General features: G+C 62.6%; 11 protein-coding genes. 4 read left to right on the top strand and 7 right to left on the bottom strand.

The window, feature by feature from the left end:
• Positions 1–35: 35 nt before the first annotated feature.
• The 6 genes from S58_RS12240 to S58_RS12265 all read right to left on the bottom strand — a co-directional run bounded on the left by S58_RS12240 (position 36) and on the right by S58_RS12265 (position 5639).
• Positions 36–785 (bottom strand): ABC transporter ATP-binding protein, encoded by a 750-nt coding sequence (locus S58_RS12240; protein ID WP_015665626.1) that lies wholly within the window; start codon positions 783–785, stop codon positions 36–38.
• Positions 786–821: 36 nt separating this feature from the next.
• Positions 822–1664 (bottom strand): ABC transporter permease, encoded by an 843-nt coding sequence (locus S58_RS12245; protein ID WP_015665627.1) that lies wholly within the window; start codon positions 1662–1664, stop codon positions 822–824.
• Positions 1665–1823: 159 nt separating this feature from the next.
• Entirely contained in the window at positions 1824–3089 is a 1266-nt protein-coding gene (locus tag S58_RS12250; RefSeq protein ID WP_015665628.1) for a class I SAM-dependent methyltransferase, read from the bottom strand.
• A 71-nt stretch (positions 3090–3160) separates the two neighbouring features.
• Entirely contained in the window at positions 3161–3901 is a 741-nt protein-coding gene (locus S58_RS12255; protein ID WP_015665629.1) for an SDR family NAD(P)-dependent oxidoreductase, read from the bottom strand.
• Complete coding sequence (locus S58_RS12260) at positions 3898–4434, bottom strand: WbuC family cupin fold metalloprotein (protein WP_015665630.1); 537 nt, start codon at positions 4432–4434, stop codon at positions 3898–3900. The genes S58_RS12255 and S58_RS12260 overlap by 4 nt, the downstream gene beginning before the upstream one ends.
• Positions 4431–5639: a methyltransferase domain-containing protein gene (locus tag S58_RS12265; protein ID WP_015665631.1), complete on the bottom strand. Its 1209-nt coding sequence runs from the start codon at positions 5637–5639 to the stop codon at positions 4431–4433. Before S58_RS12265 ends, S58_RS12260 begins: the two co-directional genes overlap by 4 nt.
• Before the next feature lie 150 nt (positions 5640–5789).
• On the opposite strand from S58_RS12265, the gene S58_RS37480 reads away from it, so the two are divergent.
• The 3 genes from S58_RS37480 (at position 5790) to S58_RS12275 (ending at position 8491) form a co-directional block, all read left to right on the top strand.
• Positions 5790–6014, top strand: a complete 225-nt coding sequence (locus tag S58_RS37480) for a hypothetical protein (protein WP_144058300.1) — start codon at positions 5790–5792, stop codon at positions 6012–6014.
• 5 nt (positions 6015–6019) lie between these two features.
• A complete protein-coding gene (locus S58_RS12270; protein ID WP_244440752.1) occupies positions 6020–6289 on the top strand; it encodes a hypothetical protein in 270 nt (89 codons plus the stop codon).
• Positions 6290–6442: 153 nt separating this feature from the next.
• Positions 6443–8491 (top strand): TIGR04372 family glycosyltransferase, encoded by a 2049-nt coding sequence (locus S58_RS12275; protein WP_244440753.1) that lies wholly within the window; start codon positions 6443–6445, stop codon positions 8489–8491.
• Positions 8492–8639: 148 nt separating this feature from the next.
• Here S58_RS12275 and S58_RS12280 read toward each other — a convergent pair whose 3' ends face one another.
• Entirely contained in the window at positions 8640–10778 is a 2139-nt protein-coding gene (locus S58_RS12280) for a TIGR04372 family glycosyltransferase (protein WP_015665634.1), read from the bottom strand.
• Between the two features lie 545 nt (positions 10779–11323).
• On the opposite strand from S58_RS12280, the gene S58_RS12285 reads away from it, so the two are divergent.
• On the top strand, positions 11324–13285 hold the full coding sequence (locus S58_RS12285) for an acyltransferase family protein (RefSeq protein WP_015665635.1): 1962 nt from the start codon (positions 11324–11326) through the stop codon (positions 13283–13285).
• The last annotated feature ends 6 nt before the right edge of the window (positions 13286–13291 follow it).

A 13291-nucleotide genomic window follows, 5' to 3' on the forward strand; every position in this document is an offset into this window, starting at 1 on the left:
CAGTGAGCGCCATGCCGCATCATCGACCCCGCCAATCAGACCGTCGGCAGCTCTTTCAGGACATCGTCGATGGCACCGAACGCGCGCACGCGTCCGCCGTCGAGATAGAGCCCGAGATTGCAGGTATCGCGCAACAGGCCATGATCATGGGAGGCCAGCACGACGATGCCCGAGCGCAACGTGATCTCCTGCAGCCGACCATGCGTTTTCTTGCGGAACTGGGCGTCACCGACCGCAATCCACTCGTCCATCAAGATGATGTCGCCATGGATCGAGGCTGCGATCGAGAACACCAGTCGCAGCAGCATGCCCGAGGAATAGGTCCGGATCGGGAGCTCGAGATAGTCGCCGAGCTCTGCAAACTCGGCGATCTCCGGCACACGCTGCTCGATCTCCTCGGGGCTGAGGCCGAGAATGAGGCCGCGCGTCCGGATGTTCTCGTATCCCGACGCCTCTTCGTCCATGCCAAGTCCGATGTCGAACATGGGGACGTTGCGGCCGACCACGCGCAATGACCCCCGCGTGGGCTCGTAGATGCCGGCGAGGACCCGGATCAGCGTGGTCTTGCCGGCGCCGTTGTGGCCGACGAGGCCGAGCCGGTCGCCGCGGTTCAGCGTGAAGGTGATGTCGTCGAGCGCCTGTACGAACTGGAACGCGCCTTGGCTCTTGGAGACGCGGCCGCCGACGCGGGAGGCCGCCTTGATCGCCAGATGACGAAAGGAACGCGCGTTCGGCGGCGCGACGGGGAATTCGATGCCGATGTTCTTGGCTTCAATCAGGGGCATGAGAGGCTGATCCAGAAGTAACGGGTGCCCTGACCATCAGGCCCAGTACACGACGCGCGAACGATAGCGCGTGTAGATATAGATCATGGCGGCCGTCAAGACGGCGACGAAGCCGATGGCACCCGCCCAGGTCGCAAGGTTGGGAACGTCGCCCATCAACGGGCCACGCGTCACCGCCAGCAGATAGGCAATCGGGTTGATCGCGACGATGAATTCGCCGCCGCGGATATGCGACGGCTCCCAGATGATCGGCGAGATGAAGAACAGCAGCTGCAGCACCGCGGCCATGACCGGCGGCACGTCGCGGTAGCGCACGCAGATCATCGAGACGACCACCGAGGCGCTGACGACGAAGACATAGACGATCATCAGGCCGATGATTCCGAACAGAGCGCCGAAGCCAATGGACCAGGGGTAGACCAGCCAGATGAACGGGATGATGGCGATGTTGTGCAGGAAGATGATCAGGTTGCGCTGAACCATCCGCATGATGTGGATCAGGATCGGCATGTCCACCGCTTTGATCATGCCGCCGGCATTGATCATCGTGTAGCAGGCTTCGCTCAAGGAGGAGGAGATGAAGCCCCAAATGGTCATGCTGACCATGAAGTGCGGCAGATAGGTCTTCATGTCGGCGCCGAGGAAACGGCCGGCGACCGAGCCCATGATCAGGGCCGTAATCGCGTTGGTTGCCGTGATCCACCACGGTCCGAGCAGCGTCCGGCGGTATTTCGACCGGATGTCGCCGGCCGCAAGCGCGCGCCAGGTGACGTGGCGCGTCACGAACGGGGCAATGTCCTCGCGGCAACGCGCCCAGGAGATGCGACGCCGATCCGCAACCACGATCCGCTCGACCTCTCCGTCGGTCACGGTGGTCATTCTGCTCACCTCGCCTATGCCGTAAGTACTTGACGTAGCAGTTTAAATTCTTTCGTTCCGGGCGTCGGCCGGCCGATCACGGAGCTTGCTGGACCATGTTACGCGAGAGCTGTCAACCGGTCGGATACGGGAAAGCCATGCTGCCCAGACCAAGGCTGCTCAGATCGCGGCCGTTCCCGATGCCTCGACGATCCGCGGCTCCGGCAGCGGCACCAGGAAGCGTCCGCCAGCATCCAGATAGGCCTGATTCCGCTTCAGGATCGGGTCCGCATAGATCCAGGCGAGAATCACGACGATGTCAGGCTTACGGGTGGCGAGCTCGCTGGAGGGCAGCACCGGGATGTGGGCGCCCGGGCTGAAGCGGCCGTGCTTGAGCTGGTTGTCGTCGACGATGAACTTGACCCGGCCTTCCAGCTCGAAGTGGTAGAGCAGGGTGGTGGTCGTGGTCGAGGCGCCGTAGGCGGCGACCAGCTTGCCCGCGGCAATGGCCTCGTCGAGATAAGCGAGCACCCTGCGCTTGCAATCCTCGATCGCCACGAACCAGTCCCGGTAGATCTGCGGCTTGGTGACGCCGCGCCGTTCCTCCTCGGCGATCAGCGTCGACAGCTCCGCCGAGCGCGGACGCTTGCCGGTCGATTTCGGCTGCGCGAAGGCACGGATCGAGCCGCCCTTGGTGCCGGTGCGCTCGACGTGGAACAGCGTCATGTCGTGCCGGTTCAGGAAGGTCTCGAGCGGGATCAGCGCATGATGCGAGACGTGCTCGTGGTAGATGGTGTCGAACACCATGTTGTCGATCATGTCGACGATGTAGGAGACCTCGAACACGAAGGCGCCGTCGTCGGCGAGCAGCAGGCGGATGCCCTTCACGACGTTCGACATGTTGTCGATATGCGCGAACACGTTGTTGGCGCAGAACAGCTTGGCCTCGCCCTGGTCGGCCTTGATGCGGGCCGCCAGAGCACTGGTGAAGAAATCCGGAATCGTCGGAATGCCTTCCGCAGTCGCCGTGGCGGCGATGTCGCGCGCCGGGTCGATGCCCTGCACCCGCATGCCTTCGTTCTTGAACGCCTTCAGCAGCGAGCCGTCATTGCTGCCCATTTCGGCGACGAGGCTGCCTTGGGGAATGCCGAGCCCGGACACCGCCGTTTGTGCATAGCGCTTGAAATGCTCGACCAGCCCGAGCGAAACCGAGGTGCGATAGGTGTAGTCGCGAAACAGGATGTCGGGATCGACGACGTCGAGATTCTGCAGGTGGCCGCAGTCGAGGCAGAGATAGCAGTCGAGCGGGTAGAGGTCCTGCTTCTCGTTCAGCCGGTCCGCCGTCACGAACGCATCACCGATGGCCGAGGCCCTGATCGGCAGGACGTGATCGAGCGAGGTCGATCCGCACAGGCGGCAATCGGTCTTGTGCTTGACGTGCTGCATGAATTGGCGATCCTGGGTTGGCGGTCCCTGTGCGAGGGACGGTCGGCCGAAGAGGGATTTGCGGGCGCGTTTTACAGGCCCGCGAAGCTCTTGGCGACCTCTTCTTGCCAGACTGTGGACACGCCGCCATCGAGGAACAGGCTCTGCCCGTTGATGAAGGAGGCGCGCTCGCTGCAGAGGAAATCGAGCGCGTCCGCGCATTCCTCGGCCGTGCCGAGCCGGCCCAGCGGGACCAGCCGCCGGTAGGTGTCCATCAGCTTTTCATTCTGCTCGTAGAAGATGCGCGATTCGCGCTTCAGATAGGTCAGCGGCATGATGGCGTTGACGCGGATGCCGCGGCGGCCGAGCGTGGCCGCATAGTGCCGGACCATCGCGTTGAGGCCACCCTTGACGACGTGATAGCCGACCGGCTGCGAAGAGCCGACGAATTCAGCATAGACTGAACTGACCACGCCAACGGCGCGGTCGCCGCCCTCTGCAAAATGGCCGGAAAACCCCTCGATCAGGTCGCGCGAGGCGGTCAGGCCGACCTGGATTTCGCCGGCCCAGGGATCACCCTGGCCGCGGAAACGCTGGCTCAGGACGAGGTAGCGGACCGGGCCGTTGGCGTCGGCAATTTGGCTCCAGAGCCCGGCAAAGCTGTCGCTGCGCTCGAGATCCGCGGAGAAATGCTTCAGGCCGGCTTGATCGGGGAAATCGGCGGGACGCTGTCGCGACACGACGCTGACCGCGCAGCCGCGCGCCAGGAAGCGCTCGACGACCACGCGGCCAAGGCCGCGGGTGCCGCCGACCACGACGGCATGGCTGGTCATGCCGCAGCGTCCTGCAACGCGGCGACCCGGCGGACCAGATCGGCCTGGTAGGCCGCGGCCTTGGTCGCGTCATTGTCCTCGGGCGCGAAGTCGGCGAACACGCTGGCGCCGGGGCGGAACGGGCCGTTAGTGATCTCGTGCACGATCAGCAGATCGCTGCGGATGATCAGCGTGTGGAAGAACGCATTCGACATCCGGTAATAGAACGGCCGCGCGCCGCCCGGCGGCCCCAGCTCGACGACGCGTTCGATCTCGCCGTCGTCGTTGAACACGACGATGTCGACCTCGCCCTCAATGATATGGAACGCTTCGCTCTTGCCCGGGTGCTTGTGCGGCCGGATGTAGGAGCTGGAATCGATCGCGATGATCATTTCGTGCAGCGAATCATCGCCATCCGGATGGGCATTGATGCGGGCGCGCCGTTTCGGGCTGGCCTTGACCGCGGCCTTGAGCGTGTTGATCTCGGCCTGTCCGACCGCTGCAATCGGGCCCTCGGCCAGGAACACCTCGGGTGATTTTTGAACGAGGCTCATGGAGCGAGGTCCTTCGTGATTGCGTTGTCGAGCGCGGCGTAGATCGAGCGGAATTCCACGCCCCGCGCGGCGAGCGGAGCCAGCTTCTCGCGCACCTTGCCTTCGATGTGAGGTGCCACGGCAAACAGGCAGGTGGTGATCTGCCCGTCAGCCAGCAGGCGATCCGACCCTATCACGGGGACGGCGAAACCCGGTGGAAAAAAGCCCGCTTTGTCGCGGTCGTCATCGACGGCAAGCGCGAACATGTCGGCCACGCCGAAGGCGTTGGCGAACATGATGGCGTGATGTCCGATGCCGAACAGAGCGATTCGATCCCCGTCCGGCCCGGCGAGCGTCGCCAGCTTCCCGCGCAACCGCGCCCGGGTGGGAGCAAAATCGTCACGATAGGCTTGGAACAGGCTGGAAGATCCCCGCGGTGAGACCGCTGCCGGAGAGCCCTCCGCGGGCGTCAGGACGGCCGCCAGCGCATCCTCCAGGGCCCCCGGATAGCGCAGCAGGGCCAGAACGCGATAGCCGCTCTCCTCGGCCAGACGACGCAGTGTTTCCTCGACGAAATAGCAGCTGTGCTCTTCCCATAGGAAACAGTAGTCGCGCGCCGCAAGGAATTTGCTGCTGTCGGGGACCTCGATCAGCAGAAGGCCTTGGGGCGAAAGCAGGGTCTTGAGAGCCTGCAAGGCGTCGACAGGGGCTGACGTGTGCTCGATGAGATAGCGGCACGAGACGATGTCGAATGTTCCGAGCGAGGCGGCAGGAGCCGCGAGATCCGCAGCGTTGAGGCGGGCCTGCCAGGTCTCAAGATAGGGATGGCGCCCCCCGCAACCCTTCTCCTCCAGATCGAGCGACTCGATCTGCAGACCTCGCCCAGCCAGGCGGGTGAGAAGCGGCTGCTCGAAGGGGCCTGTGCCCAGCGCGCGCCCCGCAAGCGGTCTGAACGAGACGAGTCGTTCGACCAGCGCATCGAGGTGGCTTTCCGGTTCGCGGTACCTGATCCACGGCACGGCCGGAGCAACGATCTCGGGAGGCGGAGCCTCACGGAGCTGAACAAGTCGGCAAGCTTCGCATTCGACGATGTCGAGCGCCCATGAGTGATCGACGCGGCCGTCACGCGTGAAGCGGTTGCAGACTGGGAGGACGCCGAGCGTGAGAGGCTGCGTCGTGATCGGCTGGCCGCATAGCCGGCAGCCGGACGAGGATCTGGTGGGCATTGGTTCGGCTGGACCGCGAAGGGATATTGCCATTCGGAAGGAGCCGCAATAGCAGTGCAGTTGCGAACAATACAACGTAAAATGTTCAGCTTGCAACAGATGCGCGAGGGGCCAACGGTCGCGGATGCCCGGCTCGCGGATGCTTAGCTATTGGCAAACTTCGTGCCGGAGCTTGCTATTGCGGTCGTTTTCTGGATACCAGATTCGGAATCGCGCCCGGATGTATTCATCGTCGAACTGGTCAGAAAGCTGCGAACCTTCCTGATCAATTTGCCTGGTCGTCACGGCGAGATGCTACATGCGATGCTCAGGGGCTCTTGGCGGCTGTTCTTCCGTCATGCGATTTGGGATTGGCAAGAGGGGGCACGTGCGTGAAAAACATGTTTCTGACGCTCCGGACGATCCTGCGGATCGTCTGTGTGAGCACGGTCTACTTCTGTATTTTTCTCGCGCTCGGCGCCGGATTCCTCTACTCCTTGCTGGCGGGGCTGACGGCTTTCGTTTTCCTCGCGGTCGGACTGGGACGGGTTGTGCTCGAGCAGCTGGCGCTGTGGTCCACGATTCTGTTCGTTGTTGACAAATCGGGGTTGTTGCCGATCACCCAGTGGCTGCATGGGGTCATTGCGATCATCAGTCGCGGGTTGACTTGACGGTCCGGCTGAGATGCCGCCTACGCGTGTAGCTATGATTCGGTCGTCTTGGACGTCCTACGCGATGACCTTCCTCGATCTGGATTGTTCCCATGCATCCGCGGAACCGCGAACGGGTCTGAGGGGTTCAAGGGGGTGGAGGGCGGTTGGCCGATGCAGCGTTTCAAGGCGTCACTACGTGTCCTGAGTCCGATGCGCAGATCCGGTATGTTCCAGCCGCCGCCCAGGCAACGCGACCTGCTGGCCGGAATTGCACGCCTTCGAGAATTGACTTTGCTCCAGCCGCAGCGTGCGGCGCGTGCCCTCATCGCAGCGGCAGGCCGGATTCTGGGTTGGCTGCCGCCTCGCCTGGCCTTTTTGATCCTGCTGTTTTCGGAGATCGGACAACTTCGCGGGCGGCGTCTGCTCGAAAGGGCCTATCAGGTCCATGCGGCTGCATTGCTGGCGAAGAATCCGGACCAGCAATTCTCCGGACAGCTCAGGTGGTACTTTCCGATCGAGGTCGCGGAACTTCTGCTTCGGATCGGTGCTGATCGGGAAGCCTATGATCTCATCGTTCAGGATGGGCTCGTCCAATATTCGCCCGCGCTGACCAACATGATGATCCGGTCGCTGTTCGAACTCGGCGAGTTCGACAAGGCGCATTGGCTGGCATCGCAGCGGCCTCTGCGAGCGGGATCGGAAGCGGAGTGTCATCTCGCTTTCTTCAAGGGGCTGCTCGATATCATCGCGGGAGATGAGGCCGGCGCGATTGAAAGCATGTCGATTGCATGCCGCGGCTTCCCCGGCTACTTGCGTCCGCATCAAAACATGGCTTCGCGCCCGGCGCTGAGTTATGAGCCCAACCCGCTCGACTTCGCCTGCGGTGCGGCGGGCAGGCTCCATGATCTCTGCAATTTCGCCGGCCAGCGAGTCACTCACGTGGGTCGGGGCGATCTCGGGATTGGATTGTTCACGCGCGCGCTCGCCGCGCAGGAAGATTTGCGCGGCCAAGGATCGCCGGCGGTCTCGGCAGAGGTCAGCCATCTGCTTGGCCGGCTGAACATTCCCCTCGACCAATTGCGCATCCTTCCCGAGGAGTGGTCGACCCAGATCGGTCATCTCGGAATGCTCGACATCCTGTTTCGAATGCGCGAGCTGGGCTGGTGGTCCGGAAAGCCACTGATGGTCGTGCGTTTGAACCTCGTCGCCAACAAGCCGTTCATCCGGCTGTTCGAGAGATTTGCCGATATCGTCGTCATCGGGGAGACGGTCTCCGAAGCCGTGGGCGAAGAATTGCTGTCCCTGCAGCGCTGGTACGGCATGAACTTCAACGTCTTTCGGCTGCCGAACGGTGAGGTGGTGCCGTGGCAGGAGGCCGGCGCGCTTGCAATCACGCAGTGGGAGCTGGAAGGCCGGGGCCATCCGTTGCGAGACGAGTATGATCGGATCTATGGGGCAAAGCTGCAGGTGCAGCACGATTTCTGGCGGATGCGCAAAGCCTGGGGGATGAAGCCGGACGATTGGTATGTATGCCTGCATACGCGCGATGCTTCCCACTATTCAGAGACGGACGGCACCGGCCAGACCCATCGCAATTCGCCGATCGGAACGTATCTCGACGCAATCCGCGCGATCACGTCCAGGGGCGGCTGGGTCATCAGGCTCGGCGGTCCGAACTCGCCGGCGCTGCCATGCCTCGAGCGCGCGATCGACTATCCGCTCAGCCCATTCCGCTCCGAACTGATGGACATTTGTCTCATTCGGAACGCCCGGATGTTCATCGGCACCACCTCCGGGCTGACGAACGCCGCGATCAGTCTGGGCATTCCAACCGCGCTGCTGAACTGCATCACGACGGACCAGCAGTTGTGGAACAGTGACGTCCGCTTCGCACTGAAGCCGGTGCGCCTTGCCAACGGAACCATCCTGACCCAGGCGCAGCTCACCTCCAGTCCGTGGCGCTGGCGCCTGTTCGATGCCGGTGTTCTGAGCCGCAGCGGAGCTCAGCCGCAGAACAACACGTCGGACGAGATCCAGGCCGTCGCAGAGGAAGTGCTCGATCTTGCCTCCCGATGCCCGAGGAGTCCCGAGCCACAGCTCCTGGCGCGCTGGAAGAGACAGCTTTCGGCATCGCACTATTATGGCGCGGGCAGCATCAGCGCCTACTACCTTGCCAAGTACGAGAATGAATTTCTGGCGCCGGACAAGGTCTCGAACTGACGGATTTCGGCGACCGCTCTCGCATCGATATCTTCGATCCCTTGCGGAATCAGGTCGCGTTCTCATACAGACGTCGATATCGAGCTCTCAGGCCCACTCCTGGTCGTAGCAAGGTGCTGGCCGTCGCGAGATGTCGATCACGTCGAACTCATTCGCCCCTCAGCAGGTCGCTCGCGTACTTCTCCAGAAAATACCGGCTTGGCCGCGAACTGCCGAAGAAGCCCGGCACCTGGACGTGACGTTCCCAGCTGCCGTCCACGCCAGGAGCGGGGCCTTTCCGCAGGGGATCGGAGATTTCGAGCACCTCGCGCACCGTTTCCAGAATTTCGTCGGAACTGCTCTCGCTCACGACGAGCTCGGCGCGCGCCACGGATTCATGGGTCGGATAGGCCCAACGATACCGTTCCGAGGTCCACTCGCTCAGTGACAGCATCCGGCCGTCGGCCCTGTGCACGGGCTTCAGCGCAAAGCGGGTGTCCCTCGACCACAACAGCCCGATCGAACTCAACGCATTCACCATGGCGGTCGGAATGCCGAAGCTGCTTGCCACATAGGCAAAGCCGGAGGTGGTCCCGATGAACATGCGCGCACGGCGCATCAAATGAATGTCCATCTCCGGAAATGCATCGTCGCTGCGGGCATAGTCCACCACATGTTCCATTTGCGGGAACGGGGGCACCTTGCCACCGCCCATCCGGATAACCCAGCCGCCGCATCCGGTGATGTGACGGACCGCATCGAGATAGCTCGCCAGCGATGCGTTGCGGATGGATTCGCCGACGCCGTCGGTATCATTCCGGGTCTGGGCGTCCCGCACGTGCAGGCAGACGAACCAGTCGCTGTCCGCCATGCCCCATCTGCGACGGTAGTCCTGGTAGGTCAGCTCGATGCGGTTGTCGGCGAGCAGCCGGCGGTCGTAGATGTCGCGCAGCGGAAAGGTTCGTTGCCGGCTTTCCCACTGCTTGAGCGCCAGTGACCCCGCATCGTTCCAGTACACCGCACGTCCGTCCTCGAAGCGGAAGGCCTGGTGGGAATCGCCGATGAAGGGTGTGAGGCTGGCGAGCTCGTGCCATACGCCGGTGCTGACGTTCTCGCCCAGCGTGAGCGTCGGACAGATGTCGGAGAACAGCGACAGGAACGGCTTGTTGGCGATCCGGTCCTTGTAGGCCAGCAGCAGCGGCTGGCCCTGCCACCACCCCATCTCGCGCATCATCAGATGAACGTTGAGGTGGCCATTATGGCCGATCAACGCGCTCCAGTCCGGAGAGAGCAGCTTGACGTCCGACAGGTCGGTGTCGAGCTTCTTGAGAAGGGCCTTGAGCTGAGGGCTCGGAGCGGGAAGATGGCGGCGCAGGCGCTTCTGTGTCTCCGTCAGCTTGGTGTAGACCTGGGGGACGTGGAACCCTTCGCCGCTGTGGTATGTCGTCAGCAGAAGGTTGCGATAGGCGTAGAACAGGTTGATCTCGGACAGCACCTTGCGCTGCGGATGGTCGGCGGGAAACCGTTCCCAATATTGGCCGCGGTCCTCGCGTGCGGCGAGGATATCGTCGTAGCGGGCAAGGTTCAGCTCAGTGACCAGGGTCTCGATCAGTTCCTTGTTGCAGAAATATTCGTGGACGTAACGGTCGAGAGGGGCCTCGAGCGGCACGGGATCGCCGTCTCTGCGAGCATCGTATTGTCGTCCTTCGAAGGACCTCTGTTCATAACGGAAGTTCCGATGCTCCAGCATGACGTTGATCAGTTCGGCAAACCGACGCAGGTCCCGGGGGCGAAGGGCGATCCAATCGATCGTGTGGGCCTGCGCCAGCAACTCCATGAAATAGCCGGACGTCAGCTTGTTCGTCAGCCTGCCAATCGCCTCCATGAACTCATCGTCGACCCGTCCCCAATCGATGTTGGGAAACAGCTGGAGAGCATGCTTGTCCTTTTCGCACATCAGAAGGAAGAGGATCAGCTCATTGCAGTATTGATCCGAACGGGGACTGGCGAGCACCCATCCCATTTCCTTGTCCAGATCGGGTCCGCAGAAATAGCGGAACTGCCGGTCGAACTCATTTCGATGTGCATAGCGGTGAAAAACGAGTGCGACCATGAATGCCCGGCGGAACGGCAACAGCGCAAAGATCAGGTCCTTGAGGGATTCGGCCCGCTCGCCGACGACATTGAGGTACCAGCTGATCGCCTTTACGCCACGCTCAGCCAGGCTCGATTTCAGTGATCGGATCATGCCCTGCCGGCGTGGCGCGGGTTGGCCGGCCGGATCCGGATGGATGGACTCGAAGGACATTCTGGAGCCCCATGCCCGACCGCGACGGCTGCGCAGCTGATGACCATACTGCTCTTCGAATATAGCGCTATCCCGCCGGCCGCAAGCCGTCGCCGGCGGCGCTGCGCCGGTTGCGAGAGGCGGGCGGAATGTAGAACAGCCTCGAATGATCAGAGGTGGTGATCTCGGTTCGTTCGATGTCCTCGCTCTTGTCAATGGACCGGCCGGCAGATAGCCTTTGCCGGCATTTTCGTGAGTGGTCGTCGATCCAGATGCGTTTCGCAGATCGCAGATCGCGGATCTCGCAAAGGCGACGCCGCCATCGATGCGAGGCGGATCGTACGCAGAGGGGATGGCGAGGGTGCCCTGAAGACCGTCGCGGTCGTGTGGACCAACAACAGACCGGCCCTGTCGCCAGCGCGCTGCATGACATCGGGACGGTTGAGGAGGTCCCGGGAAAAACGTGTGAATATCTCCGAATTTGTCGGCAGCCGGCGGCCTTGTTGCTACGTCCTTTGGACGGATTCAGCTTTTCTGCCGAAGCTGTCCTGGAGCGCCCCGAGCCGATGAACTTTGTCCAGCCGAACCTTGCCCTCGATGAGGCCCGCGCGACGCCCCTCGGTTATCGCAAGGATATCGACGGCCTGCGCGCGGTCGCCGTGCTGCCCGTTCTGCTCTATCACGCATTTCCGGCCACCGTTCCCGGCGGCTTCTACGGCGTCGACATCTTCTTCGTCATCTCCGGCTTCCTGATCACCGGCATCATCCACAAGCAGATGCTGTCGGGTAGGTTCAGCGTCGCCGACTTCTATGCACGCCGCATCCGCCGCATCTTTCCCGCGCTGATCACGGTCGTGCTCGTCACCTTCCTGATCGCGTGGTTCGTGCTGCCGCCACGGGAGCTGAAGTCGCTCGGCACCAACATCGCCGGCGGCGCCATCTTCATCCAGAACTTCATTCTGCTCGGCCAGGTCGGCTATTTCGATCTCGCCGCTGACAAGAAACCGCTGCTGCATCTCTGGTCGCTCGCGATCGAAGAGCAGTACTACGTGGTCTGGCCGCTGCTTCTGATGCTGATCGGCGCGTGGCGGCGCAAGAGCCTTGCGATCACCTTGGCATTGGCCGCCGCCTCGTTCATCGCCTGCCTCGTCGTGCAAACGCGGGCGCCGGATCATGCGTTCTATCTTCCGGTCACCCGAGCCTGGGAGCTGATGGCCGGTTCGGCGCTCGCCTTGTGGATCGGTGGCCGGGCCATCGGCAATGAGCGGGGGCCGGCGGCGTCCATCGGTCGCGAGATCATCGCCGTGGCTGCGTTGCTGGCGATCGTGGCGGCGTTCTGGCTCTACGATCGCAAGCTGCCGCACCCGGGCTTCCTCACGCTGGTTCCGGTGCTGGCAGCCGCGGCGCTGATCGGGACGAGCGGCACGCTGGTCCATCGTCATGTGCTCGGCGCGAGCCCCGCCGTCTTGGTCGGCCTGATCAGCTATCCGCTGTATCTCTGGCACTATCCGCTGATGGCCTATGCGCGCATCCAGTTCGTCGATGGCGTCGCACCTTCGGTGATGTGGGGCATCATGACCGCCAGCGTCGTGCTGGCCTGGCTGACCTATCGCTTCATCGAGCGGCCGATCCGATTCGGGCGGCTCCATGGGACCTACAAGATCGGGGTTCTGATCTGCGGCATGGCAGTCCTTGGTTCGGCCGGTTTGATCGTAGACCGCTCTGAAGGGGCTCCAGGCAGGATTCCGCAGAGTATTCGGGGATTCATGCTGACGGGCGAAGAAACCTCAGGGCGTTGGCGTAGGGGCAAGTGTCTCTTGCTACCAGACCAGGATGCCAAGGATTTCGTTCCCGAATGCGCAGGAGACGGGCGACATCCGGTCGTGCTTGTTTGGGGCGACTCGTTCGGCGCCTCTCTCGCTCCTGGGCTCAGAGATCTTGGTGGCGAGCGAGGATTCGATCTGGCGCAGTACACTGCCTCTTCCTGCCCGCCGCTGATCGGCTTCGTGCAACCAGACAGGCCGGGATGCAAGGGAGCGAATGATTTCGTTGCCGAGCGGTTGGCTGAGCTCAAGCCCGAACTGGTGCTTCTCTATTCCACCTGGAGTTACGGGCCAAATGATGCGGTTCGCAATGGGCTCCAACGAACCGTGATGCGGTTGAAGGCGGTTGGTGTTCCGAAAGTCGTGCTGCTGGGACCGCCCGCGTCGTGGTTAGGCAGCGGCTTGCCAGCCAATCTTCTTGAATATTACTTCCGAACTCATGACCTGCTGCCGGCGCGGACGTGGTATCGCTCCAACGACAACTGGACACGCGCTCAGGAGGCGTTTCTCGAGAGTGAAGCAAAGAACTTGGGCATCGACTACATTTCTGTCCGTCGCATCATGTGCAATGATAACGGGTGCCTCGCGCGAATCGGCGACAGTGGGTCCGAGCTCACGACCTTTGATATTGGACATCTGACTTCTCCGGGGGCAATCCTCGTTGCCCGAGGGGTGCTGGACGCCTTGCCCGGCTTCGATAAATAGGCGTGT

The organism is Bradyrhizobium oligotrophicum S58 (assembly GCF_000344805.1).
Classification (GTDB): Bacteria; Pseudomonadota; Alphaproteobacteria; order Rhizobiales; family Xanthobacteraceae; genus Bradyrhizobium; species Bradyrhizobium oligotrophicum.

Coding starts and splice junctions, on each gene's coding strand:
- S58_RS12265 (WP_015665631.1), bottom strand. CDS start 5,639: ATGCCCACCAGATCCTCGTCCGGCTGCCGGCTATGCGGCCAGCCGATC.
- S58_RS12245 (WP_015665627.1), bottom strand. CDS start 1,664: ATGACCACCGTGACCGACGGAGAGGTCGAGCGGATCGTGGTTGCGGAT.
- S58_RS12260 (WP_015665630.1), bottom strand. CDS start 4,434: ATGAGCCTCGTTCAAAAATCACCCGAGGTGTTCCTGGCCGAGGGCCCG.
- S58_RS12280 (WP_015665634.1), bottom strand. CDS start 10,778: ATGTCCTTCGAGTCCATCCATCCGGATCCGGCCGGCCAACCCGCGCCA.
- S58_RS12270 (WP_244440752.1), top strand. CDS start 6,020: ATGTTTCTGACGCTCCGGACGATCCTGCGGATCGTCTGTGTGAGCACG.
- S58_RS12250 (WP_015665628.1), bottom strand. CDS start 3,089: ATGCAGCACGTCAAGCACAAGACCGATTGCCGCCTGTGCGGATCGACC.
- S58_RS12285 (WP_015665635.1), top strand. CDS start 11,324: ATGAACTTTGTCCAGCCGAACCTTGCCCTCGATGAGGCCCGCGCGACG.
- S58_RS12275 (WP_244440753.1), top strand. CDS start 6,443: ATGCAGCGTTTCAAGGCGTCACTACGTGTCCTGAGTCCGATGCGCAGA.
- S58_RS12255 (WP_015665629.1), bottom strand. CDS start 3,901: ATGACCAGCCATGCCGTCGTGGTCGGCGGCACCCGCGGCCTTGGCCGC.
- S58_RS12240 (WP_015665626.1), bottom strand. CDS start 785: ATGCCCCTGATTGAAGCCAAGAACATCGGCATCGAATTCCCCGTCGCG.